At 58.2% G+C, this 24,444-nt stretch carries 24 protein-coding genes; 14 read left to right on the top strand and 10 right to left on the bottom strand.

The features are described 5' to 3' along the window. The first annotated feature begins 10 nt into the window (after positions 1-10). Positions 11-778: an ABC transporter ATP-binding protein gene (locus tag ACIPQ1_RS23375; protein ID WP_446534839.1), complete on the top strand. Its 768-nt coding sequence runs from the start codon at positions 11-13 to the stop codon at positions 776-778. A 131-nt stretch (positions 779-909) separates the two neighbouring features. Further along, the gene (locus tag ACIPQ1_RS23380; protein ID WP_250965861.1) at positions 910-1,632 is read left to right on the top strand and encodes an oligogalacturonate-specific porin KdgM family protein; all 723 of its coding nucleotides are present in this window, start codon (positions 910-912) and stop codon (positions 1,630-1,632) included. A gap of 158 nt (positions 1,633-1,790) precedes the next feature. On the opposite strand, the gene ACIPQ1_RS23385 is transcribed toward ACIPQ1_RS23380, so the two are convergent. Continuing rightward, the gene (locus tag ACIPQ1_RS23385; protein ID WP_186708942.1) at positions 1,791-2,534 is read right to left on the bottom strand and encodes a FadR/GntR family transcriptional regulator; all 744 of its coding nucleotides are present in this window, start codon (positions 2,532-2,534) and stop codon (positions 1,791-1,793) included. Between the two features lie 97 nt (positions 2,535-2,631). On the opposite strand from ACIPQ1_RS23385, the gene ACIPQ1_RS23390 reads away from it, so the two are divergent. Continuing rightward, the gene (locus ACIPQ1_RS23390) at positions 2,632-3,345 is read left to right on the top strand and encodes a FadR/GntR family transcriptional regulator (protein ID WP_446534840.1); all 714 of its coding nucleotides are present in this window, start codon (positions 2,632-2,634) and stop codon (positions 3,343-3,345) included. A gap of 135 nt (positions 3,346-3,480) precedes the next feature. On the opposite strand, the gene ACIPQ1_RS23395 is transcribed toward ACIPQ1_RS23390, so the two are convergent. Continuing rightward, entirely contained in the window at positions 3,481-3,897 is a 417-nt protein-coding gene (locus ACIPQ1_RS23395) for a VOC family protein (RefSeq protein ID WP_411386516.1), read from the bottom strand. A 383-nt stretch (positions 3,898-4,280) separates the two neighbouring features. On the opposite strand from ACIPQ1_RS23395, the gene ACIPQ1_RS23400 reads away from it, so the two are divergent. Continuing rightward, positions 4,281-4,826 (top strand): DUF4256 domain-containing protein, encoded by a 546-nt coding sequence (locus ACIPQ1_RS23400; RefSeq protein WP_411386517.1) that lies wholly within the window; start codon positions 4,281-4,283, stop codon positions 4,824-4,826. A 235-nt stretch (positions 4,827-5,061) separates the two neighbouring features. On the opposite strand, the gene ACIPQ1_RS23405 is transcribed toward ACIPQ1_RS23400, so the two are convergent. Then, positions 5,062-6,564 carry a hypothetical protein gene (locus ACIPQ1_RS23405; protein WP_446534841.1) on the bottom strand — a complete coding sequence of 501 codons (1,503 nt, stop codon included), beginning with the start codon at positions 6,562-6,564 and terminating at the stop codon, positions 5,062-5,064. A 311-nt stretch (positions 6,565-6,875) separates the two neighbouring features. On the opposite strand from ACIPQ1_RS23405, the gene ACIPQ1_RS23410 reads away from it, so the two are divergent. Then, positions 6,876-7,301 carry a hypothetical protein gene (locus ACIPQ1_RS23410; protein WP_250965276.1) on the top strand — a complete coding sequence of 142 codons (426 nt, stop codon included), beginning with the start codon at positions 6,876-6,878 and terminating at the stop codon, positions 7,299-7,301. Between the two features lie 252 nt (positions 7,302-7,553). Here the strand turns inward: ACIPQ1_RS23410 and ACIPQ1_RS23415 are convergent, their stop codons facing one another. Beyond that, positions 7,554-7,958, bottom strand: coding sequence for a DUF488 domain-containing protein (locus ACIPQ1_RS23415; protein ID WP_446534863.1), 405 nt, complete (start codon positions 7,956-7,958; stop codon positions 7,554-7,556). A 219-nt stretch (positions 7,959-8,177) separates the two neighbouring features. Here ACIPQ1_RS23415 and ACIPQ1_RS23420 point away from each other — a divergent pair, with 219 nt between their 5' ends. From ACIPQ1_RS23420 to ACIPQ1_RS23430, 3 genes are read left to right on the top strand one after another with little or no spacing between them, the layout of a single operon-like run. Beyond that, positions 8,178-8,981: a response regulator transcription factor gene (locus ACIPQ1_RS23420; RefSeq protein ID WP_446534842.1), complete on the top strand. Its 804-nt coding sequence runs from the start codon at positions 8,178-8,180 to the stop codon at positions 8,979-8,981. Beyond that, entirely contained in the window at positions 8,981-11,371 is a 2,391-nt protein-coding gene (locus tag ACIPQ1_RS23425; RefSeq protein WP_446534843.1) for a 7TM-DISM domain-containing protein, read from the top strand. Before ACIPQ1_RS23420 ends, ACIPQ1_RS23425 begins: the two co-directional genes overlap by 1 nt. Before the next feature lies 1 nt (position 11,372). Continuing rightward, entirely contained in the window at positions 11,373-13,724 is a 2,352-nt protein-coding gene (locus ACIPQ1_RS23430; protein ID WP_446534844.1) for a TonB-dependent receptor, read from the top strand. Here ACIPQ1_RS23430 and ACIPQ1_RS23435 read toward each other — a convergent pair. Further along, positions 13,708-14,793, bottom strand: coding sequence for a diguanylate cyclase domain-containing protein (locus ACIPQ1_RS23435; protein WP_446534845.1), 1,086 nt, complete (start codon positions 14,791-14,793; stop codon positions 13,708-13,710). The two genes, ACIPQ1_RS23430 and ACIPQ1_RS23435, sit on opposite strands and share 17 nt — an antisense overlap. A gap of 309 nt (positions 14,794-15,102) precedes the next feature. On the opposite strand from ACIPQ1_RS23435, the gene ACIPQ1_RS23440 reads away from it, so the two are divergent. The 3 genes from ACIPQ1_RS23440 (at position 15,103) to ACIPQ1_RS23450 (ending at position 16,232) form a co-directional block, all read left to right on the top strand. Then, positions 15,103-15,381, top strand: coding sequence for a hypothetical protein (locus tag ACIPQ1_RS23440; protein WP_446534846.1), 279 nt, complete (start codon positions 15,103-15,105; stop codon positions 15,379-15,381). A 128-nt stretch (positions 15,382-15,509) separates the two neighbouring features. Further along, the gene (locus tag ACIPQ1_RS23445; RefSeq protein ID WP_250965270.1) at positions 15,510-15,743 is read left to right on the top strand and encodes a DUF4160 domain-containing protein; all 234 of its coding nucleotides are present in this window, start codon (positions 15,510-15,512) and stop codon (positions 15,741-15,743) included. Between the two features lie 3 nt (positions 15,744-15,746). Next, positions 15,747-16,232: a DUF2442 domain-containing protein gene (locus ACIPQ1_RS23450; RefSeq protein WP_434705037.1), complete on the top strand. Its 486-nt coding sequence runs from the start codon at positions 15,747-15,749 to the stop codon at positions 16,230-16,232. Between the two features lie 175 nt (positions 16,233-16,407). On the opposite strand, the gene ACIPQ1_RS23455 is transcribed toward ACIPQ1_RS23450, so the two are convergent. The 3 genes from ACIPQ1_RS23455 to ACIPQ1_RS23465 form a co-directional block, all read right to left on the bottom strand. After that, complete coding sequence (locus ACIPQ1_RS23455; protein ID WP_446534847.1) at positions 16,408-16,689, bottom strand: Rho-binding antiterminator; 282 nt, start codon at positions 16,687-16,689, stop codon at positions 16,408-16,410. A 96-nt stretch (positions 16,690-16,785) separates the two neighbouring features. After that, positions 16,786-17,673, bottom strand: coding sequence for a dihydrodipicolinate synthase family protein (locus ACIPQ1_RS23460; protein ID WP_446534848.1), 888 nt, complete (start codon positions 17,671-17,673; stop codon positions 16,786-16,788). Positions 17,674-17,692: 19 nt separating this feature from the next. After that, positions 17,693-18,475, bottom strand: a complete 783-nt coding sequence (locus ACIPQ1_RS23465) for an aldolase (RefSeq protein ID WP_420764132.1) — start codon at positions 18,473-18,475, stop codon at positions 17,693-17,695. Positions 18,476-18,625: 150 nt separating this feature from the next. On the opposite strand from ACIPQ1_RS23465, the gene ACIPQ1_RS23470 reads away from it, so the two are divergent. The 3 genes from ACIPQ1_RS23470 to ACIPQ1_RS23480 all read left to right on the top strand — a co-directional run bounded on the left by ACIPQ1_RS23470 (position 18,626) and on the right by ACIPQ1_RS23480 (position 21,734). Then, positions 18,626-19,192, top strand: coding sequence for a helix-turn-helix domain-containing protein (locus ACIPQ1_RS23470; RefSeq protein ID WP_186705385.1), 567 nt, complete (start codon positions 18,626-18,628; stop codon positions 19,190-19,192). Between the two features lie 509 nt (positions 19,193-19,701). Further along, a complete protein-coding gene (locus ACIPQ1_RS23475; protein WP_446534849.1) occupies positions 19,702-20,061 on the top strand; it encodes a DUF6124 family protein in 360 nt (119 codons plus the stop codon). A gap of 275 nt (positions 20,062-20,336) precedes the next feature. Continuing rightward, the gene (locus tag ACIPQ1_RS23480) at positions 20,337-21,734 is read left to right on the top strand and encodes a hypothetical protein (protein WP_446534850.1); all 1,398 of its coding nucleotides are present in this window, start codon (positions 20,337-20,339) and stop codon (positions 21,732-21,734) included. Positions 21,735-22,326: 592 nt separating this feature from the next. On the opposite strand, the gene ACIPQ1_RS23485 is transcribed toward ACIPQ1_RS23480, so the two are convergent. Both ACIPQ1_RS23485 and ACIPQ1_RS23490 read right to left on the bottom strand, forming a co-directional pair. Beyond that, entirely contained in the window at positions 22,327-22,791 is a 465-nt protein-coding gene (locus ACIPQ1_RS23485) for a Mov34/MPN/PAD-1 family protein (RefSeq protein WP_446534851.1), read from the bottom strand. Continuing rightward, positions 22,773-24,443, bottom strand: coding sequence for a ThiF family adenylyltransferase (locus ACIPQ1_RS23490; protein ID WP_446534852.1), 1,671 nt, complete (start codon positions 24,441-24,443; stop codon positions 22,773-22,775). The genes ACIPQ1_RS23485 and ACIPQ1_RS23490 overlap by 19 nt, the downstream gene beginning before the upstream one ends. Position 24,444: the final 1 nt, after the last annotated feature.

Here is a 24,444-nt window from a genome sequence, read left to right on the forward strand (position 1 = left end):
GGAGCCTGTCATGAGCATGATTGAAATCGCCGGCCTGAACCTCAGTTTTGGCACCGGCGCGGCACTGAACGCGGTATTGCACGACGTCGATTTGAGCGTGGCCGAAGGCGAGGCGTTCGGCCTGGTGGGGGAGTCCGGTTCGGGCAAGACCACCGTGTTGCGCTGCCTGGCCGGGCAGTACCAGCACTGGACGGGAAGGTTGCACGTCGCGGGTCAGGCGGTGACGCGCAAGCTGCCGCTGAACCACTACCGTACCGTGCAAATGGTTTTCCAGGACCCGTATGCCTCGTTGCATCCGCGCTACACCATCGATGCCGCGTTGCAGGAACCGCTGCGTATCCATGGCATCGACGGGCGTGACCAGAAGGTCAGCGAGATCTTGCGCAAGGTCGGCTTGAACGACAGCTTTCGCTTCCGTTATCCGCATCAGTTGTCCGGTGGCCAGCGCCAACGGGTGGCGATTGCCCGGGCGCTGATCCTGCGTCCCCGGGTGCTGTTGCTGGACGAGCCGACTTCGGCGCTGGACGTCTCGGTGCAGGCGGAAATCCTCAACCTGCTGGCCGATTTGCGCCGCCAGGAAGGATTGACCTACCTGATGGTCACCCACGACCTGGCGGTGGTGGCGCATCTGTGTGATCGGCTGGCGGTGATGCAGCAGGGCCGGGTGGTGGAGACGCTCGACAGTCATCTGCTGGCGAGCGATGGCGCCACCCATGCGTACACCCGTTTGCTGGTGCAAGCCAGCCGCGACATACAGCGAATACCTATCGCTGTCTGAGGTAACTGTTTCGTAGCACGTGTTTTAACCCGAAGAAGACGTTGAACCGCAGGTTTCAATGCCGCGCACGCGCTCGCCTGTGATTTGGCGTTCAACCCAACTAAATCATTCAACTAACAAGAATAAAAAATATGAAAAAGACACTCGTCGCGCTGTCCCTCGCTTCTTTGTTCTCTTCCACTGTTGCCGTGGCCGACACCGGTTATATCAACGTACGCCACCAGTATGCGGAACAGACCCGCATGCACGCCGACCGCGCCAAGTTCGGTATGCGGCTGGACAACGGTGTGGGATTGGAAGGTGAACTCAAATACAAGACCGCCGGTGATCGCGAAGACGTCGCCTTCGACAACACCGTTGGCAGCGGCCATGAATTCACCGTCAACTACCAGCACAAGATCGATGATCGCTGGACACTGACGCCCTCGTTCGCCATGGAAAGCGATGAGGAATCCACCACCTACAAGATGGGCATGCGCCTGGGCTACAAGATCACCAAGGAGCTGAGCATCGCCGGACGCTACCGTTACGATTCCTCCAAGCTCGACCGCGACAAGATCGACCGTGACGTACCGGACAACGGCCAGGACGACCAGAAGATCCATCGCTACGACGTGTACATCAACTACGCCAACCAAGGGCCGTGGGCGTATGAATATCAACTGACGTACTTCGATGCCAACTACATCCGTTATAACGGCGGCACCGACGACTATGAGCAGAATGCCGTGGTCAAGTACAAATGGGACAAACGCTGGGCGCCGTTTTTTGAAGTGGGTGATATCAAAGTCAACTCCGTCGACAATGATCGCCAACTGCGCCTGCGGGTGGGTATTCAATACAACTTTTTCTGAGTTGTGGAGCGGGCCTACAGACAGCACTGCTGATTCAAGGAATAGATGAACCTGTGGCGAGGGAGCTTGCTCCCGCTGGGCTGCGCAGCAGTCCTTCTTTGTGGGCGCTTCGCGCCCAAGCGGGAGCAAGCTCCCACGCCACAGGGGGCAATGGGCGCTTATTCGTTGTAAAAGGCCTGGCGCTGCTGGGTTTCGCACAAACGCATGCGGCTGTTGCTTAGGTGCAGGTACATGGCCGCCCGCGCCGCGTCGACATTGCCGCTGGCGATGGCGTCGAAGATCTGCTGGTGTTCGGCGTTGATCCCTTGCAGGTAAGCACTGCGGTCACTTTGCCCGGAATAGGCGGAGTTCATGCGGGTACGTGGGATCAGCTTCGTGCCCAAGTGCTTCATGATGTCGATCAGGTAGTAATTGCCGGCGGCCTTGGCGATTTTCAGATGGAACTGGAAGTCGGCATTGATGGTGGTACCGGACTTTTCCGGCCCTTGCAGCAACGCCTCCAGCGCCTGGGCCAGTTCCGCCAGGGCTTCGGGGGTTGCGCGCTGGGCCGCCATGCCCGCGGCCTGGACTTCCAGGCTCAGGCGAAACTCCAACAGGTTGAGCACATCCGACAACGTCGCAATGGTCGCCGGCCCCAAGGTGAAGCCCTCTGGTGCCGGCATGTCGAGGACAAAAGTGCCGACGCCATGGCGCGTCTCCACCAGCCCCGCCGCCTGCAACCGCGACAGCGCTTCACGCACCACCGAACGACTGACGCCTTCGGCCTCCATGATATGCACTTCGGTGGGGAGCTTTTCGCCGCACTTGAGAATGCCGTCGCGCATGCGCTGGGCAAAGCGGTCGACCAGGGTTTCGGCGAGGCGGCGTGGCTTGTTCAATGGAGATAACGCTTGATCCGTCATCGGCGTGCTCTAGTGTGATCAGCGGGCATTATAGTGAGTTTTGGCGCAAGGTCGCGGCTATAATGCCGCGATCGTCTGGCTTTAATGGAAAGGTGCAATGGACCGTGTCACACCCGATCGACGCCTGAGCATGACCCAGCAACTGGTGGTCGACCTGACGCAGCAGATACTGGCCGGCGAGTTGCCCGCAGGCAGCAAGTTACCCACCGAACAAGTCATCATCAAGGAACGCGGCGTCAGCCGGACAGTCGTCCGCGAAGCCATGTCGCGACTCCAGGCCGAAGGCTTGGTGGAAACCCGTCACGGCATCGGCACCTTCGTGGTGGACACCGCCCGCCCCGGTGATTTCCAGGGCAGCAAACACGTCAAGGGCGGCGCCTACGATGCGCTGGCCGTCATCGAACTGCGCCTGAGCCTGGAAGTGGAAGCCGCCGGCATCGCCGCCCAACGCGCCACGCCGGAGCAGTTGCAGGCGATGCGCGAAATGCTCGACGCATCGAATGCCGTTGACCCAACGGATGACGAAAGCGCACGGCTCGATTTCGAATTTCACCGGCAAATCGCCCAGTGCACCGGCAACAGCTTTTTCATCGACGCCATGGCCCATGTGGGCAATACGCTGATCGCCGTCGTGCAACAGGCCGGACCGGCGGTGACGGGCGAAAGTCGGGCGCTGGTGGTGCGTGAGCGGGAGCAGATCTACGCGGCGTTGGCGCGGCATGACGGGGAAGCCGCGCGGGCGTCGATGCGGTTGCATTTGATCAACATGCAGCAGCGGGTCGAGGGTGCGGTGGAGTTGACAACGCAATAACCCCCACCGCAGATCCTGTGGGAGCGAGCTTGCTCGCGAAGACGGCCGCATATCCAACATCACCGGCCCAGACAGACCGCTATCTTGAGCAAGCTTTGCTCCCACAGTTTTTTGATCACAGCACCCAGTTGAAGCTCAGGGCTCCAACGCCGGGCCCTTCAACTCGATCTGGTTGCCATCCGGATCAAAGCAATAGATCGACCAGCCTTTGCCCTCCGCACCGTAGCGCATCTGCGCTTTCTCAACGGTCAGGCCGGCTGAGTTCAAATGAGCCAGGAGGGCGGGCTCATCAAACGGCTCGATACGCAGGCAGAGGTGATCGACATTATGCCCCTGCTTACCCGCCGCCGGCCCACCCTGGCGACCAAGAGGCCCGTCCACAGCCACCAGGTCAATCATCGAAACACCGGTGCCCAGATGAAGCATGCCAAGATCGTCCCGACGCTTCTTGAGCTCGCAACCGAGCACCGACGTATAAAAAGCCAGGCTGCGCTCAAGGTCTTTCACGCGCAGGACGATGTGGTCGATACGTTGAATCGTGAAGTTCTTCATACAGGCCTCATGTGCTCAGTGTCGCATCGGGTATTGCCCCAGGATCCCACACGCTATCAGGGCTTCTGATACCGTGCAAAAAACCTGATAGGGGAATGGCATAAGCATGAAGCCATCACGAATTTTCATGATTCACGCCGTTTCATTGGCAGTAGATGTGCTTCACTTTTCCTGTTGTGTAGTCACCATGAGCGTCTTGTTAACCCCCAAGGAATGCTTGCGCTTGCTTGAAAAGCTGCAGCAGATTAAGAGCTCAAGGCGCTGCGTGGCTATTGTCAGAGATGACAGTCGCCGAGGCTAAATTGAAATACCTGATATGAAATTTCGCCGGAAACGGTGATTAGAGCGTGCACATTCAATCGGCCAGCCAGGGACTCCGAGCCATGAAAAAACAAGAACAAGAAAGCCTTATCCAAACCCTGAAAACCCGCTTCGAAAAAAACCTGAACCGCCACCCAGACATTCCCTGGGCCGACGTTCAGACCCGGCTCGAAGCCAACCCCAACGCCCTGAAGTCCCTCCAAGCCATGGAAGCCACCGGCGGCGAACCCGATGTGATCGGCCTCGACCCAAAGACCGGCACTGTCACCTTCTGCGATTGCGCCAAGGAAAGCCCAACCGGGCGCCGAAGCCTCTGCTACGACCGCGCGGCCCTGGATGCGCGCAAGGAGAACAAGCCCAAAGGCAGCGCCATCGAAATGGCCGAAGCGATGGGCATCGCCCTGCTGACGGAAGACCAGTATCGGGCCCTGCAAACCCTCGGTGAGTTCGATGCCAAGACGTCCAGTTGGCTGGCAACCTCTCCAGCGCTTCGCGCCCTCGATGGGGCGATTTTTGGTGACTACCGCTATGGCCGGGTGTTCATCTACCACAACGGTGTGCAGTCGTATTACGCGGCGCGAGGGTTTCGCGGCGTGCTGAGCGTTTGAGCCCTGCCCCTGTGGCGAGGGAGCTTGCTCCCGCTGGGCTGTGTGTAGGAGCTGCCGAAGGCTGCGATCTTTTGATCTTGATCTTTCACTCCAGACTCAATTGTGTGGGACAAGATCGCAGCCTCGTTGCACTCGACAGCTCCTACACAGCTCCTACGGCGCAGCCGAGCGGGAGCAAGCTCCCTCGCCACAAAAGCGCCATGCTTTGGAAGTGTCTCCATGTAACGAAATCGCCTTACTGGAAATCCAAAACCTCACTCCCCTTGGCCTCAACCATCTCGCCAAACGCCGGCAACCGCGCCACAAACGCCGTCTCGAACGCCAGATACCGATCCTGCCCCGGCACATAACGAACCTGCGGCTTGACCCGCACAATATCCTTGGTCGACAGCTTCACCACCTCATTGCTGCCCTGGTTCCAGAACCACGCCAGCGTGTGGGTGCCGAAGGTATTGGCGCGGTAAGTCCAGACCCACCAATCGCCGTGCCCTCGCGAAACATGCAGTTGCCCATGAAACGTGCGCAACGTAATGACTTGCTTGGGCTGGGTGACGAGCAGGCGCGTGTCCTGGCGCAGTTCACTGCCGAAACCGTCCAGCATCGCCTTGGTCTTGGCCCCGGTCATGAAGTTGAAGCGCCACGCCAGCAGCACGGTGTCCTGATAACCCGCATGCTCAGCGTTCTGCCGCGCGCCTTCGCTGAACAACAGGATCTCGTCGCCCCCCAGGTAAACGGTTGATGCGCGCAACTTGTAGGCTTCAGCGGGCATCCGTTTGGCGACGACGGCCTGGTGCGGCGGGTCTTGGTGCCAGACCCAGCACTTCGGGCCGTTGTGCTGCATGAACAGCAAGCGGCGAGGGCCGATGGGCAGGATCGTCAGTTCATCGGCGCATTCGAAAATCACCTCGCTGCTGTCCGCCGTGATCCGCCAGATCCGGGTCAGATGCTCGGGTTCGTAGAGGCGCTGGCGTTCGAACACCTCCGAGTCCACCACCACACAGGGTTGTTCAAATTCTGGCCATTGCACCCCGGCAGGGCCGAACGCCGCGATCTCATTGCCTTGCCGAATTTCGTATTGGTAGCGGTCGTCCCTGCTGTAATCGCCACACACGACCCGACGTTTCCACAGGCTGCGCTGGGCATCGGCGTCGATGAGCTGCAAGTCTGCGCCGTCCACGCCATCGGTGCGGTGTTCGAGCATGTCCTGCTCGGCGGGCGGCCACTGGTTGTAATCGATCAGGAAGCACAACCACTGGTCTTCGTCCTGCTCGGTGATCGCGGCCCAACCGTTGCGGTAGTTGTCCTCATGCACATAGGTGTCGCCGGGGTAGTCATGGACTTCCTGCAGCCACTTCACCTTGCCGCGCTTGGGTTTGGCCGGTTTGCGCGCTTTCACCGCAGGGGGCTCGATCAACGTCGCCGTGAACCTCGGCTCCCCCTGCGAGCTTTGCCAATGCCTGGCAAACGCCTCGCGCTGGTCCGAGGGGAAAACCACCGGCCGATAATCATCGCCACCGGCGTCCAGGTTCCACAAGTCAAACCCCTGAGCCGCCAACAGCGGCGCCAGCGCCTCGAAGCAGACCTCGGGCATCTCGTTGGACAGCTCATCCAACAACGCCTCGAACCCCGGCCCGGCAAACACACCGATGTCGGGATAGTAGTGCTGCAACAGCCCGAGCACGTCGCTGCCCGGTGTTTTCCAATCGATATGAACCAATGGATCAAAACGAGCTGCCATCACGCCTGCCTTCCCCTGTGATTTTACTTGCGCCATCTTAGCCGTTCCTCAGCCACAGCACCCCGCCCAAGCAAGCCACCCAGTGTGGCGAGGGGATTTAGCGAAACGTCGCACCGCCCCGCTGGGCTGCGTAGCAGCCCCCAAACTCATCCAGCATTGCGGTCCACTGCCGATGCTCAAACGCAGGCACTGAGACAGCGTGAGCGCCGTCTATTCAGACTCTTCCATCCCCCCAGCCTGCGCTCTAAACTGCGCATGCCCAGTTGGGCAAACCAGCGCCGGCCTGTTCCGGTCAATCAGGGAAGAGAGTGATGAGAGTTATTTTTGTGGTGCTGTGGATGCTTAGCGGTTATGCCTTTGCCAACTGCGCCAACATAAACGACGACGACCAGCGTCGTTACTGCTATGCCAAGAACGGCAGTGGCAGCTGCAGCGCGATCTCCAGCAACGACCTGCGTCACGCCTGCGAGGCCGAGACTGGCAGCGGCAGTTGCGCCAGCATAAACGACGACGACCAGCGTCGTTACTGCTATGCCAAGAGCGGCAGTGGCAGCTGCAGCGCGATCTCCAGCAACGACCTGCGTCACGCCTGCGAGGCCGAGACTGGCAGCGGCAGTTGCGCCAGCATAAACGACGACGACCAGCGTCGTTACTGCTATGCCAAGAGCGGCAGTGGCAGCTGCAGCGCGATCTCCAACAGCGACCTGCGTGCTCAATGTGATGCCTTGAAGCCCTGACTGAGCGACTTGCTGAATGAAGCTGTCCCTCCTCGGCGATGCTCAAAACAACCGTGGCGAGGGAGCTTGCTCCCGCTGGGCTGCGCAGCAGCCCCAAAGCGACTGAAGTTCCCGCAGAAGCGTGGGGAACGGTCGACTGGCCGGGCACAGACCACTGTGGGAGCGAGCTTGCTCGCGATAGGGGCAGGCCAGGCAACATCGATGGCGACTGGTTGACCGCCATCGCGAGCAAGCTCGCTCCCACAGGTATTTTCAAAATTCTGGAAAATCACCTAAATAACAAACCGACGAACTCCCCTCGGCCCGCTTCTCCACCTCATCCTCCAACCACTGCGCCAACACCACCGCATTGTTCTCGACTGGCGACTTGGCCGCATACACCAACGTCAGCATCCCACCCTGTGCCACATCCACCAGCTTCCACCAATGCTCCGGCCGCGCCGCCAGCTCCCGCCGATAGGCCACGCTGAACTCGGCAAATGAAAGCGCCCCCGCCTTGAATGCCTTGCGTAACTCATGGGAAGGCCCAACCTCCGGCAACCACTCAGCAATCGCCAACGCGTCCTTGGGGCAATTACGCGGCCACAAGCGGTCCACCAAAACCCGTGCGCCATCCTCGGCGCTGGCGGTTTCATAGGCGCGTTTGCATTGGATCATCAAAGCCTGCCTGTCGGAGTAGGATCGCCTCAGCATAGCGGTCATGGACAATTCGGCATCTTCAAGTCTTCGCCGGACCTGCCGCTATTGGTGTAACGATTTTTACCGATCCATCGATTTTTGCGTTGCGATACCGTTGCTTTCCGGCAATTAATTGGCAAACGCACGATTAAGAGAACGTAGCGAATGGACGACGGACGATACGAAAGGCGCACGGCTATGGACGCAAGCGCGGCGGCGGCGTCCGAATCGCCGCATATTCTGCTGATCGACGATGTCCCGGAGGATATCCGCGCAACGCTTGTCCTGCTCAAGGCGCAACCCTGGCGCATTTCCCTGGCCAGTGATGCCCACCAGGGCTATCACCGCGCACTGGCCCTGCGCCCGGACCTCATCGTCCTGGACGTGCACATGCCGCAAATGGACGGCTTCAGCCTGTGTCGGCTACTGCGCGAGGCACCGGCCACCCGGCACACGCCGATCCTGTTCCTGTCCTCGGCCAACACCTCGTTAGAGCGATTGGAAGGGCTGACCGTGGGCGCGGTGGACTACATCCCCAAATCCTGCGCCCCCGAAGAAGTGCTGGCGCGCATCAAGATCCACCTGCAATTGACCTGGCGCGCGCCACCGGCCGTCCATGAAAGCCCCGCCGATCCGGAGCCGCAAGGCGATGAGATCGTGCTGCGCGCGGCGATGCGACTGATAGAAAACCAGCTGGACGACATGCCGTCCCTGGGCCTGCTCGCGCAAAAAGTCGGCACCCACGAAAAACGCCTCACCGCGATTTTTCGCGAGCACCTGGGAATGACCGTGTTTGCCTACATTCGCGATGCCCGACTGCGGCGCGGCCAGGACTTGCTCTGCGAAAGCGCCATGAGCGTGCAGGACGTCGCCGAACTGGTGGGTTTCCGCAACGCCTGCAACTTCACCACCGCCTTCCGCCAGCGAATCGGCATGACCCCCAGCCAGTTTCGCCAGCAAGCCCTGGGCATTGCCGAAACCGAGTCGGCCGGACGCGCGTGATGCGGCTTCTACAGTTTTTATGGCTGACGATAGCGTTGTTATCCACAGGCCTGGCGCGTGCGGCGCCTGTGGATATCTGCCGCACCGACTATCTGAACCTGATGCCGGTGGCGCAGATTGTCGAGGACACCCAGGCACACCTGAGCCTGGAACAAATCGCTCAACGGCCTGACACCGATTTCAAGGCCGCGACCCCAAGCTGGCCGACGCAGGGTTACAGCCGCTCTACCTTCTGGCTGAAATTACAACTGACTAACTCAAGCACTGCGGCGTGTTCGCGCTTGTTGGTGATCGGCGCGCCGCGCCTGGAAGACATCCGCGTCTACCAACCGGGACGGGTTGCCCACGGTGGAGCTGCCTATCCCTTGGTCGAATGGCTCCAGCCAGCGGCGCGTCAGCCGGCGTTCCCGGTCTCGCTGGCGGCGGGGGAGAGCACCACGGTATTCGTCCGCGTGGCCAGCCACTTCCAGATGTTGCTGGAGCCGGAACTGTGGTCCGAACCGGCGTTGCTGCGCAGTCAGCAACAGACCTACCTGAGCGACGGACTCAGCCTCGGCATTGTCCTGCTGGTGGTGCCGTTCGGCCTGATCGTCGGCTGGATCCTGCGCTCTCGACTGCTCACCGTGAACGCCGGCGCGGTCCTGAGCTATATCCTGCTGACCTGTATCCTCAACGGCTACCTGATCTACTGGCCCTCGGCGCTGGGTTGGACACGCGAGCTGCTGACCTGCGCCAGCGCATTCTCGTTCGTGCTGTTCCTGGCCTACTTCCGCGTGCTGTTGCAGGTTGCCCGATTGCCCATAATCATTGGCTGGAGCTATTGGGTGCCGCTGCTGGGCTGTATTTTCGGCCGACTCTGGTGGCTGAAAATCGATCCGGTCCAGGGCGCGCAAATTGTCCAGATGTCCCTGTTCAGTTTCTATGGCGTACTGCTCGCCACGCTGTTCATGGCCTGGCGCGCACGCCTGAGCTACAACTGGATGGCCTGGCTGGTTCCGGCGCTACTGCTTGGGCAACTGCTGATGCGGATTTTCTTCCCGCAAGAACAACTGCCCTGGCAAACGCCGGAAAGCAAATACAGCCTGTCGTCCACCTTGCCGGGCGTGGCGTTTCTGGTGTGCACTTTGATCATGGAAGTCGCCCGCAGCCGCAACCGTGAAAAACACGCCCTGTCCACCCTCGAACAACAACGCCAAGCCGAGCACGAACGCCTGGAAAGCACCGTGGCCCTGCGCACCTCGCAGCTGCGCGACTCCCTCGCGGCCCGCAGTGCATTGATGGCGCGCATCAGCCACGACCTGCGCTCGCCGCTGGTGCGCATCATCGACTACGCGCGTCTTCTGCATGCCGGGCCCAACCGCGACTATCAAGCGACGATCGAGCGCAACGCCCGCCAGCAACTGGAACTGATCGACGAGATGCTCGAGTTCTCCCGTGGCGAACTCGAGCAGATGCAACTGACCCTTGCGCCGGACTATTTGTACGGCTTCCTGCAGGAGATCGCAGACGAGGCAGGCTTTCTCGCCGCCCGCCAGGGCAACACGTTTGAAGCCGTGCTGGCGGATGACCTGCCGCCGCTGGTGGAGGCCGATTTCAAACGCCTCCGGCAGATCCTCATGAACCTCCTGGCGAACGCGGCGAAATTCACCCGCAACGGCCAGATCCGTTTCGAAGTGAGCGCAGGCCCCGGAGCGAGCGCCGACACCGTCGAGCTGCGCTTCAGCGTGATCGACAGTGGCATCGGCATCGACCCACAGGAATTCGAACACCTGCTGCAACCGTTCCGCCGCGGCCGCAATGCCCAGCGCTTCGAGGGCAGCGGCCTGGGCCTGTCCATCGTCACGCAACTGCTGGAACGCATGGACAGCCGCCTCGAACCCCAGGCCACCGGGCAGGGCAGCCACTTCAGTTTTCGCCTGCAGCTCAAATGCGCCCAGGAACACGACCTGGAAAACGGCATCGTCGACAACAACATCACGCCGCTCGATGGCCAGGGCAAACACGTGCTGCTGGTGGACGACATCGAGCAGAACAGCGAATGGCTCTACGACCTGCTGGCCGGCTACGGTTTCGACGTGAGCATGGCGGCGACTGGCGAAGACGCCTTGGCCTGTCTGGATGAACAACCGATTGACCTGCTGATCAGCGACCAGATGATGCCCGGCATGGACGGTTGGGAACTGCTGCGACAGGTGCGCGACCGTGAGCATGATCTACCGGTGATGCTGTATTCAGCGGTTCCGCCCCACAGGCCGGAGAATTACCCGCAAGACCTGGCCTTCGACGCGGTACTGCTCAAGCCCGCCGACAGCCGCGAATTGCTGGCGCGGATCAAGACGCTGGTTTGCCCGGACACGGTGGTGCATCGCGCAATGGCCCGGGAGTTCTAGCATGCCGGGTCTGGATTATCGGCTGCTCTTGCTCGGCAGCCTTTGCGCGTTGCCCTGGGTCTCGGCCGATGCCGGACTCGAGGCACCCAGCGCCCTGACGCTCGACGAAACCACCGTCACCGCTCGCCGCCGCGAAGAAGACCCGCAAGACGTGCCGATCCCGATCAACGTCCTCTACGGCGATCAACTGGACGAAGCCGGCCTGCATCGACTGCAAGACATCCAGCAACGGGTTCCGGGCCTGGTGGTCTCCGGCCACGATGCCCGTTACGCCGGCTTCGGCCTGCGCGGCTTCGGCGCCACCGCCTACAACGATGGCCTGGAAGGCAGCGTCGGCACCTACGTCGACGGTGTTTACCAGGCGCGCCAGGGCATGGCGTTCACCGAGTTGATGGACATCGAACGCATCGAAGTCCTGCGCGGGCCCCAAGGCACTTTGTTCGGCAAGAACACCACCGCCGGCGCGTTGAACATCATCACCCGCCAACCGACTTTCCAGCCCGAAGCCAATCTCGAAGCGACTTACGGTGAGCGCGGTCTGCGGGAATATCGCGGGACGCTTTCCGGGCCGTTGCAAGACGACGTACTGGCCGGGCGACTCAACGTATTCGACGGCGCCAGCGAAGGCGCCGTGGAGAACCTGCAAGACGGCAGCCGCCTCGGCGACTCCGACAGCCAAGGCCTGCGCGGCCAATTGCTGTGGACGCCGAACAGCGACTTCAGCGCCCGCCTGATCGCCGACTACGCCGAGCAGAACGAAGCCGGCAACGTCCTGCTGGTCAATCACTACAGCGAGCAAACCCGCAAGCGCGCCAAATTCCTTGGCTATCCGCTGGCGGAGCCCGACCCTTACCAACGGGAAAACCGCATCGACGCGCCGGGGCGCCCGCGAACCCTGCAGAACGGCGTGTCGTTGGAATTGAATTGGGATCTGGACGAGGCCATGCGTTTCACCAGCATCACCGCCTACCGCGACTGGGACTACCACGCCAGCCGCGACGGCGACAGCACCGCGCTGTCGGTGGCCGAGTCCGAAACCGAGCTCGGTCATCTGCAGTTCAGCCAGGAATGGCGGCTGTCCGGCAGCGCCGGCTCGTCCGTCGATTACGTCGCCGGGCTCTATTACCTGCGCCAACAACTCGACCGGCAGATCGACGCCGAGTTCGGCCCGGACGCGGCGCCCTGGTTCGTCGGTGACCAACTGGAGGCACTGCAAAAAATCTTCGGCGTCAGCCTCGCCGATCCGAGGCAGGTGCCTTCGGTGCTGCTCGATGGCGCCCGGCAACGTTACGACGGCGAACAGAAGGGCGACAGCCGCGCCATTTTCGGCCAGCTCTCCTGGCGCCCGATCGACCCGTTGGAATTCACCGGTGGCCTGCGCTACAGCCAGGAGCGCAAGGACGGCTGGGTCTCCCGCGACGTCAGCAACCTCGCTCCGCTGACCGGCTTGCCCCCGGTGTTCCAGGCCGGTGGGCAACTGCTCCGCGACATCGCCCTCGGCAGCGCTTATTACCGCGAAGATTCGATCAAGGAAAACAACGTCTCCGGCCTGCTCAGCGTCAGCTATAGCTTCACCGACGCGGTGATGGGCTACGTCAGTTGGTCGCGGGGCTACAAGGCCGGCGGCATCAACTTCGACGTGGTCGGCCCGTTCACCGCGCCGACCTTCGAGCCGGAGCGGGCCACGTCCCTGGAACTGGGCATGAAGACGCGCTTCTGGGACGAACGCGCCTTGCTCAACCTCGCCGTCTACCAGACCGACGTCGACGATTACCAAGCGCTCACCTACAGCCCGCCCACCTCGCTGTTCGCCCCTCCCCTGCGGGACAACCTGATCAACGTCGGCAAAGTCCGCCTGCGCGGCATCGAACTCGATTCCGCCTGGCAACTCACCCCCCGACTCACCGGCCGCCTGGGCGTGGCCTGGAGCGACGCCCGCTACCGCAGTTTCCCCAACGCCCCGTGCCCGCCCGCCTCGGGCCAATGGACCTGCGACCTCAGCGGCGAACGCCTCTACAACGCCCCGGAATGGAACCTCAGCAGCGGCCTCGACCACACCCACCCGCTGCCCTACGGCCTGGAAGCCTTCAGCGGCATCGACTACAGCTTCCGCACCGGCTACTACGGCACCCTCGAAGGCGGCGAAGGCAGCTATCAACCCGGCTACGGCCTCACCAACCTGCGCCTGGGCCTGCGCAGCCAGGACCGCGCCTGGGAAGTGGAAGGCTGGGTGCGCAATGTGTTCGACCGTAACTACATCACCGCCGTCTACTCACTGCTCGGCGCCGGCGACTACGGCGTCATGACCGGCAGCGAACGCACCGTCGGCACCACCGTCAGGCTTCGCTATTGAGCGAAATAAACCGCGTCGGACAAAACGCCAAGCGATTGCCGCCGGCCTTCTTCGACAGATACATCGCCTGATCCGCCTTACTGATCAACCCATCGATCTCCTGCCCATGCTCAGGAAAAAACGCCACCCCGATACTCGCCGCGATCTCCACCGTCTGCGCCCCAATCAGAATCGGCGCATTCGCCGCCGCCAACATCCGCTTGAGCAACGGCTCGCTGTCCTCCACCGCCTGCAAACCCACCAGCCCGGCGACAAACTCATCACCCCCAAGGCGCGCCAACGTATCGCCCTCCCGCAACGTCGCATTGATCCGCGCCGCGACAATCTGCAACACCCGATCCCCCCAGTCATGCCCATAACTGTCGTTCAACGCCTTGAACCCATCCAGGTCGATAAACGCAATCGCCACCTTCTGCTGATGAATCCGCGCCTTGCCCAACGCCTGCCGCATCCGCTCGGCCAACAACAACCGATTGGGCAACTGCGTGAGCGCGTCATACCGCGCATCCCGCTCCAGCAACTGCAAGCGCTGCTTCATCTGCGTCATGTCGCCGAGCAGCGCCACGTAGTGCTGAACATTGCCGTGCCGGTCATGCACCGCGCTGATGCTGATCCGCGACGTCATCTCCCGGCCGTCCTTGTGGTTGCTTTGGATTTCGCCGGACCAGTGGCCGTGGAAGTCCAGGGCATTCTTCATCGGCGCGTAAAAAGCGGTGAGGCGGCGGACCATGCGGTGGGCATTCAACTCGCGGCCCTGCACCTCTTCCTGGCTGTAACCGGTGAGGCGGGTGAAGGCTTCGTTGACGGCGATGACCCGACCGTAGGGGTCGACGAGGATGATGCCCTCGCGGGCGTGGCTGAATACGGTGGTGGCCAGCTCTGGGCAGAGGGTGCTGATACGAGGGGCCAGTGCGGCTTCGTCACGGGTGGCCGGCCATAGGTTGGAATCGAAGCCTTGCTGGGCCAGATAGGCGGCCAGGGAGGAGAGGGATTTGTGCAGGCGGGTCAGGGCATTCGTGGCGAGCCTGGCGTTGAGGCAATAGCTGCGAATGAAGGTGCGTAGGTTCATGGGAGGTACACGGGTGCTCGGTTGCAGCGCTTGGGTGAGTGAAGCGGGCATTATCGAGGCGGGGAGTGGGAGGGGCGTTTGCTGGAGGGGATGGAGGCTTTGCGGGAAGGGATGGAGTGGAAAGAATTTTTGAGGGGTTTATAGCCAAACAGAATTAACGGCTGCTTACTTGTGGCTAGTTGTTATTAATTACTGTCATTTCCAACAGGTGCGCGAGAAATTTTGAGGGCCGTATGCTGAAGGCGATATCGCGAGATTTCGCTCGAAACGTGTCGCGCTATCACGGTGCTTGATTTCGTGAGGTGCGATATGGAATTCGTAGAAAACTACAAAGGCTGCGTGATCAACAAAAAATCGGTGGGCGGCCGATGGGTCGATGGGGTTTGGGTGGGGCCTCGTTATGATTACAGCGTCTTCTTTCCAGATGGAACAGTCTGCGCGCTGACTTATGACAGCGCAGAGGGGGCGAGATCCGAAATCGATAAGGTGGCTGATGCGTTTGTGCGTGTGCGTAGGAAATTCGAGTGGGCGTTTTTTCTTGAGTTCTTGGGCGTGCGAAAAGGGGATGGGATTGTTCGGAGAAGGTGATGGAAAGTCTTGATCATTAATCACCGTGACAAACGACTGCTAATCGCGCTTTAGCGGGAAAAGGGGTCACGCTCAGCATCTGACGCCTGACCTTGTGCTAGAGAAAAAAATTCCCTAGCATGCCTGGCATGGCTACCGTACACAGCGACCGTAACTGGAAAATAAAAATCTACCCGGACGATCATGCGCCGCCGCATTTTCATGTGCAAACGCCCGATGGTGAGTCACTGGTAGAGATCGACGGGCTCAAGGTGCTTGGTAAAGGGGCCAACTCTAAATCCCTGAAAGCCGCCTTGGCGTGGGCGGCAGAACATACGGCTGACCTGCAGCGTGTGTGGAACGAACAGAATCGGAGGAGCTGACCCATGATCAGCAAAGCCAGAATCAGCAGCGTGAAGCCTGTCCCCGGTAAACATGCCTTGCAGGTGGAGTTTGCCAACGGTAAGCGCTACGACGTTGACCTGCGGGAGTACATCCGACAATTCCCGGTGCTCAAGCCCCTGGAAGACCTGTCGTTGTTCGGCACCGCCCAAGTGGGAGAATGGGGCTTCGATGTGAGCTGGGGGGATGACCTGGAACTGGCGGCCGTCACTTTGCATCGGTTGGCGCTGGAGCAAGCCGGTGAGGTGATGCCGACCCAGGCCTTCAAACGCTGGATGGCTGCCAACAAACTCTCGTTGACCACCGCCGCGCAGGAGCTGGGCTTTACCCGTCGCACTATTACCGCTTACAGCAGTGGGACCTCAATGATTCCCAAGCATGTGGCCCTGGCTTGTAAAGGATGGGAGTCTGAGCACAAGGGCAAGAAAGTGACAAAAGCTGAAAGCAAAAGGACCTCGCAAATAGCTTGATGAAACAAAGCCTCTGCCCCACTACTGCCTGAATGATTAGGGATGCTGCGCAGCCCGGCAGGAGCAAGCTACCTAGCCACGAGAATAACTGGATGCCCGTTGAGTCCCAGGCGCAACAGTCCCTTGTGGGAGCGAGCCTGCTCGCGATAGCGGTGCGTCAGTCAGCAGATCCATTTCACTGACTAACCTGGTCACCCACCATCAACACAACCCGCCCAAACCTGGCGTTCTTATCCAACGGCGTAATCGCCAATAAACGGTCAAGACGAATCTCCTGACGACCGTCCGCCGTTTCGATTTCGAGAAACTCTTCCCGCGTGGAAGCGGTCCGCGTAGTAATCGCCCGAGCCGTCACGCGTTGGCCGTCAGTCAGTTCGATGTCCAGCGTATAGCCGCACAGACAGGCAATCTCCAGGTAGTCGTGCAGGTCGCAGTGCAGCGGTTTATAGGTGTCCATCTCACGCCTCGCAGTCTTGCAGTTTGAGAATGAAGTGAAGCGACCGACAGGTTGACGTTTTGAGTCGCCACCCGCCGGGCCGCAGGGCAGGGCGAATCAGAGCAGTTGCTTCAGCATCGCTTGCAACCGGTCATTCCCCGACTCGTCGAGCGGAAACACCGGCAAGCGCGGGTCGCCGACCTCCAGGCCGAGGGTGCGCAGACCAGCCTTGATGGTAGCGGGCAAGCCGCCCTTGAGGATGAAATCCAGCAGTGGCAATTGACGATAGAACAGCGCCCGGGCTTTGCTCAGGTCGTTGGCCAACACTGCCGCGTACAGGTCGAGATTGAGTTGCGGGATGAGGTTAGGCGCGGCGGTGCACCAGCCCTTGGCACCGGCCGCGAAGGCTTCCAGCGCCAGTGGATTACAGCCGTTGTAGAACGGCACCTGGCCTTCGCCCAGCAGTTGCAGCTTGTGCATGCGCTGGATGTCGCCGGTGCTTTCCTTGACCATGGTGACGTTATCCACCGCGTTGAAAATTCGCAGGATCAAGTCCACGGACATGTCGATGCCGCTGGTGGCCGGGTTGTTGTAAAGCATGATCGGCACATCGATGCTGGCGCCGATGGTCTGGTAGTGCCTGAGGATTTCCGCCTCGCTCAGTTTCCAGTAGGAAGCCGGTAAGACCATCACCACATCGGCGCCGTGATCCTGGGCAAAACGCGCGCGGCGCACCGCTTTGGCGGTGGTCAAGTCAGACACGCTGACCACGGTCGGCACCCGGCCGGCGACGTGGGCGATGCTGAACTCGCTGACCTGGTCCCACTCCGCGTCGCTCAGGTAAGCGCCTTCGCCGGTGCTGCCCAAGGGCGCGATGGCATGCACGCCGCTGTCGATCAGGCGGTCGATGGACCGCCCCAATGCGTCCAGGTCCAAGCCTTGGCCGTCGGCGGAAAAGGGCGTGATGGTGTAACCGATGATGCCGTGGATGTTGGGGGTAGACATGGCGTCGCTCCTATTGGGTTCAGTTCAGGCAATCGGCGTGTTGGCGCAGGTTCTGCCGGGCGTAATAGTTGAAGGCGGCCGCGTGACGCTTGGGACGGGCGATCCAGTCGTGAGCTTCGCGGCCCAGGTGCGGCAGGATCGGCTTCACCTCGCCGGCGGCCATGGCGAGCAATTGCAGCTTCGCGGCGCGCTCGATCAATTGGGCGATGTTGCAGGCTTCTTCCACGGTCTCGCCGGTGGACAATTGACCGTGGTGGGAAAGCAGAATCGCTCGCTTGTCACCCAGGGCGCCGGCGATCAATTCGCCTTCCTCGTTGCCCACGGGCACGCCCGGCCAGCCTTCCAGGAACGCGCAGTCTTCGTACAACGGGCAGAGGTCCATGTGGGAAATCTGCAGCGGCACTTCCAGCATCGACAGCGCGGCGATGTGGGTCGGGTGGGTGTGGATGATGCAATTCACATCCGGCCGGGCGCGGTAGACCCAGGTGTGAAACCGGTTGGCCGGGTTGGGAATGCCGTGTCCCTCCAGGACCTCAAGGTCTTCGTTGATCAACAGCAGGTTGCCGGCGGTGATCTCGTCAAACCCCAGGCCCAGTTGCTGGGTGTAGTAAGTGCCAGGCTGCGGCCCGCGCGCGGTAATCTGCCCGGCGAGGCCGGAGTCGTGACCGTTCTCGAACAAGATGCGACAGGTCAGGGCCAGCTTTTGTCGCACAGTCCACGTATTATCCGGCAGTGATTTCTGCATCTGGTTTACAGCGTGCTGGACCAATTGGTCCTTGGGCGTCGCCAGTGTCTTGCTCATGTCAGTTCTCCTGATTCGTTCTTTGACCGTTCTTGATCCGCGTCATGGAAGCGGTGGGATGAAGGTGCTAATGACACTAAATAGGCTATATGACACAAAGTGTCATTTGCAATCGCAGATTGTCCGTTTCCCTGGAAATGTGGGTTACCTATGTCCATTCGCTTGAAATTGCTCAGAAAAAAACTCGGTGTGACGCTGGACGTCCTGGCTGAAAAAACCGGGATGACCAAGAGCTACCTGTCCAAGGTGGAACGGGGTCTGAGCACGCCCTCCATCGCCACGGCGCTCAAGCTGTCCAAGGCGTTGAACGTGAAAGTCGAGGAGTTGTTCTCCGAGGAAAACGTCTCGCTCGACAGCTACAGCCTGGTGCGCTGTGAAGACCGCCAATCCCTGGCGGCGAACCCTGGCAGCGCTGAATACGCCGTGTTGGCTCACCAGGTTTCCGAGCGAACCTTGCTGCCCTTCATCCTCTACCCCCCGGCCGAATTCGCCGCGCATCATGCGTTCAAGGAACACACGGGCGAGGAGTTCCTGTTCGTTCACGAAGGCCAGGTGGAAGTGGACTTCATGAACGAGCGCGTCGTGTTGAATCGCGGCGATGCGTTGCATTTCAACGCGCAAAAACCCCATCGCCTGCGCTCGGTGGGGGATGTTCAGGCGCAGTTGTTGGTGGTGGTGCACAGCGCTGAATCGGCAGAGAAGGGCGAAGACGCCTAGCACCACGTTGCTCACTGGGTAAACACCAAACCCCGTGGCGAGGGAGCTTGCTCCCGCTGGGCTGCGCAGCAGCCCCCTTCCATGAGCGCCTTGCCACAGATCTTTCGACAGCCTCAATTGAACGGCATCGGACACCTGCTCGGACCAGTCGAGTGACGTCCTGTCAGTAAAGACCGACAGACACTAGCGACAAGGCCCGCCAAGCCACAGCGCCTTGCGCCTTTGCCTACAACTACGCCAGAATCCGCCGGCTTGTGCGCCTGGGGTTGCGTCGGTAGTTTGGGACCTGTCACTGCTCATCAGTGATCGGGTTTAGCAGCTCGTGGTGAAACAGGTTGTGCAAGGCGTCATCCAGTCAGGAATCTCCTTCCTGCACTTGATGGTGGCTGTGCGCAGGGCGTCCCCGGACGCGCCGGTTTCTTGTTTCCCCGGTCTGCTAACCTGCGTACAGCTGCCTCCCATCGTTTAGCAGCGAGCGGGTGATGGCTCCAACTACAGGAAGCAAGACGATGGTAAAAGAGACTCCGAATCCTCCTGATACGAACGAGCATGTCTCCCGTGCTCAGTCTGCTCGCAACAAGAAAATCGATGACGCGGCTACGCGAGCGTTGGATTACTACCTGAAACCCAAGCCTAAGAGCGAAACGTCTGACAAGACCGATTCCATTTTTCGGATTGATCCGGGGGTGGATTCTGAGTGTTTGCTGGCGAATCTCAGTGAGAACCTGGCTTCGGCGAATGCCATGATCAGTGATTTGGCGTTTGATCTGGATGGGTCAAGGCGGCGTGTTGCGATGGGGATTTTGCAGGTGATTGAGGTGAGTGAGCTGTTGGCGAATCGGGCGTTGGATATTGTTGAGGTGAGGTGAGGTGAGGTGAGGTGAGGTGAGGTGAGGTGAGGTGAGGTGAGGTAGGGCGGCAGCGGTACGTGTCGCCTGGATCGAAAAAAGGTCTTGCTCAGCAAGGCCTTTTTTGTGCCCGAGGGAGACTCGTGCGCTCCATATAAACCGTGCCTTGTAGACGGATCTTTCAGTTAGGGATACAGATAGGGATACAGGGTGCAAGCCCCTACCGAGCCTGCAAGCGGTGCAGTAGTCTAAATTAGACTCCATTCTAACCCAAGCCAACAAGGATGACAGGCGATATGCCCTATAGCAGAGCAAGGTTGGTAGCCGACGCAAAATTTGTGATCGCCGAGTGCAACCGTATTCAGGAGCAACTAAATCGTGGCGGCATGAGATCAATAGCCCGAACGGATCATATGTCGTTCCTGCCCCATCCTAGTGGGCAGGGGGAAATGGTTTGTGGAAACGCTGCTTCATCCATCATCACAGATTTTGCTAAGGAGGCTGCAGAGAGAGGGGGGATATCGAAACGAGTAAGCCTGGGCAGCGTGCGAAAAGAATTGGCAAGGCTATTCGTATATCGATTCTTTAAGGAAGGGCGAGAAATTGATATGAAACAAATTGATCGGCTATTTAATGCAACAATTAAAGTCTCTCAAAAATACTTAGATCAAATTACTCACTTTATTCCTTGTCACCTTATGAATGTCAAAGATCCCGATTCCTTCACGCTCGGACCTGTCACATTTCACAATAAGTTAAGTATGGTTCGAAGAGTTTTGATCCAAAGCCGCTCTAGTACTAAATCTGCCAAAAATACTGCTCAGGGTCGACATGAGCGTGATTTGCTCGTAAGAGCACTTCGTTATTATCGTAATTTTCGTTGGGTCGCAGAGGTCTCTGTTCCAAATTGTGATGGCCCGACGTCTAATAGAATTGCTGAAGAGGCTGTTACAGCAAGTCTTAACTGTTTGCACTTGATGCTGGGTGTGGCGAATACAAGTCGAATGCAATTAGGAGGTCTTGATGTAAGCGGTGATAGTAGAGCGAAACTGACAATAGGAAGCGATGGCCTACTCGAACCATCATTGTCTTTCTCGTATCTGGGCGAGGTCATATATCAGGACGGTTGGTCTGAAATGTTATCAGAGCCACGGATGCTTTATTGGAAAAAACTATTCGATGTCGTACTTGAGGTGACGGTTGATCCTGAATTAGATAGGCCAATCAGTAGGCGATTTATCGACGCCGCCCAATGGTTTGGTGAGGCAGCCCGTGATAACAGTTATGCAACCAAGACAGTCAAGTACGTTACAGCTCTCGAGCGGTTGTTGATGACTGATGAAAAAGACGATATTTCCTTACTCGTGTCTCAACGAGTGGCGGCCTTATGCTTTAGTGCTGAAGTAGGGCGTAATGAATGGATAAAGAGAGCAAGAGACGCCTATGATCTTCGATCTCGTTTGGTGCATGGCTCAATATCACCTGCTTCCCTAGATCTTGAGGAAGGCGCAATAAATGCTGCTCGGGTAGCAGAAATGGCATTGACTAGGGCAATCGAAGCTTTTGGAGAAGAGGACCTACGTCTCGGTGGGCTTAGATCCGACCAATTAGCAAAATGGTTTGGGGAGTACATGAAGTGGGCTGATAGGGAGGAAGAGGCGATGCTTGCCCACATCGCCAGCGGTGCTAACTAGACTACGACACATTGATGACGCGCAAACCTGCCGGGGCCCCTGGACGCGCTGTATAAACACGGGGTCGGAAACCCGCGGGGCTTCGTTAGTGGGAGGACTCAAGAGTTACTGAAATTTCAATCATTGAAATTGAAAGAAACACATCGAAAAACAGCCACCATTACCGTTCCGGTAATGGTCACCTCAGATAGGCCATTCCATAGGGCTAATGCACAGGTGAACCGGCAGTTCACCTGTTCACTAAGCTGGGAGTTCTCCCGCTAACAAGGTCCTGCGGGTTTCCGACCCCGTGACTGTCGAATCTTGCAGGGACCCCGGACATCCTTGGCGACGTGTTCATTAGGTATCGCTGATGGAATTGATGCCTCCGGGGCGGGGGGAGGAGCCCTACAAAAATCCGGTGTTACTCCAGTTACGGGTGTAACAAATCATTCTAACTAATTGAATTTGAAGATTGTTTTTCTCGTAACACTGCATGGGCACCTCTGGGCTAGGGGTGTTACCAAATCCACTGGTGTAACGCATCTTAATAGAAGGGCGGAAGGTCTGGGGGGGCGTAGAGGATCAATGGTAAGGAGCCGCATAATTCAATCTACGTAATTTCTACGAGTCGATAAATTCGAGACTTGGACACAATTGCGTAGTAGTTATTCATTCGACCTATAATTACAGCTATAAGTGGAATGCCGTGCTCGCTACTCATCCCCTTCCAAGTGGCTAAGTCTGTAAATGATGGTTTAGGAAAGTCCTCGGGATGAGTGTGCCACTCTCCTAAATAATTATCTTCCCCATTGCTTTGGTGCCAATATTGGCTAAGTATTTTGTCATGGCCAAACTCTTTACGATCGAAACGGCAGCGAGACCTCCTGTCTTTGAGTTGGGGGGTGGTTATTGCTACTACCTCAATGTTGGAACTTCGTCGCTTGCCGATTATTATCCCTCCTGCCTCCGTGTCTCTGGACTTTACTTGCTTGTTTTGCTCTAGCTCATCGATAAGTGTTGTCGGAAAAATAACGAAAGTGCCATCCTCGATTGTCATCATGGTTTTATATTGCATATTGGGCACAGTGCTCTTTTTTTCGGTGAAATGGGTTTAACTATTTTTCCGTTGTCGTAATCTATGAGGATGCTTCTTAGTGTAGGATTGGGTTTTCCTCCTGCCCAAGCTACCGCCAACTCAGCAGCAAGCCCCGCCGCATGTATGGCGGCAGGAACAGAGAAAGGAACTAGCCACTCACCGCAAGAACCAAGATGTTTATACTTAAGTTCATAACCGGCTCGCATCAACGAGAAGGAAGATCCTGGAGTGGCATGGTCTAAGCAATGGAGACATGCATTTGTGTCTTGGTCCATTAGGTATGCCTGAGCCCCGCACCCTGCTCCAGAAACCCATGAATATAATATCGGTGGTAACCTTGTAGATATTTTTGCTGCGCTCAGGAAATGCGATAGCCCCTGGTTTCCGGTAGCATCGATAATTAGATCATAATCTTTTATTGAGTCTGTCTTTTTAATGCGGCCTGTCGAAGACAATACGTTTATTTCAGGATATTTCCCAGATAGTTCACGTTTTAAAGCATCAGACTTAAACTCTCCGACTTGCCCGAATCCGAGGTAGTGCCTACCTAAATTTCCAACTGACAATCGGTCATGGTCTATCAGAGCGAGTCGGCCACCCAGAAATCCAGCCCCTTGTTTCGCCAGTAAGTCACTTAGAAATCCGCCAACTGCGCCACAGCCAATCAAAGCAATATTTTTTCCGGAAAGACTGCTCCTATAATCGGTCAGGTTTCGAGTTATCCAGGACTCGGGATCGGAAGGTATAGGTGTGAGTCGTATGATCCGAACGTTAATTGCGTGAGCTTTCATAACTGCACGCATAAATCTATCAGGGCTAGAAGATTTGAGTAGTTTGCGAACTAGCGCTAGGTCGAGAAACACCGCGCAGGAAGTATTGATTGCGCGGACAAGAACAAAGACGTTGTTTGATTTGGCTCTAAAGGCGTCTTTTATCGCTTCGAGTACGCCATTTCGCGCATCATTATCTACAGCGGCCAACCACTGAGATAAAGACTTAAGGCTTTGAGGTGGCCAATCTAATGGAAGTGCTCCAAGGGGAGAGTTGATGTCGACTATGCGCAGGAGAACGTCCGAGAATAGATCCTTGGAGCCCCAAGGTTTATAGCGCTCGGCAAAGTTAGAGGCATCTTTTCCTAATATCCATATGACCTCCTCCCTATTATCCGTCTTGGGAAGCTCGACAATGCAGGCATTCTTATGGAGGCCGGGTTTTATACTAAAAGGTATGTCTAGAAGTACGTCCAGTCCGTCCCAGTAAACAGGAAACTCATCACGAGTGTCCTCAAGAGTCTTATTGTCAATAATTTTTTCAATGAGCTTTTCCGCAAGAACTAGACATCCTAGTACACCCGCGCCTAACTGGTTACGTGGTAAATAAGCTTGGTCTCTGCCTATGTAGCATAGGAATCCTTCGCTACTAAGATGTGCGCAGGCCTTGGGGAAATTTTCAGGGCGCTCCAATAATTGAATCAATGGAAGCGAGACTAGAGTTTTGTCCTGGATATAAACTCTAGCTTTAATTGATGTTTTTCCGGCAGAAAGAGTACCCGAATAGATGGGGAGAGGAGAGCTTCTGTCAAGTTTAAACCCCCGCTCCCGAAGTGCTTGATGAATATCACTAAGGTCCATC

Source organism: Pseudomonas sp. LARHCG127 (genome assembly GCF_052871455.1).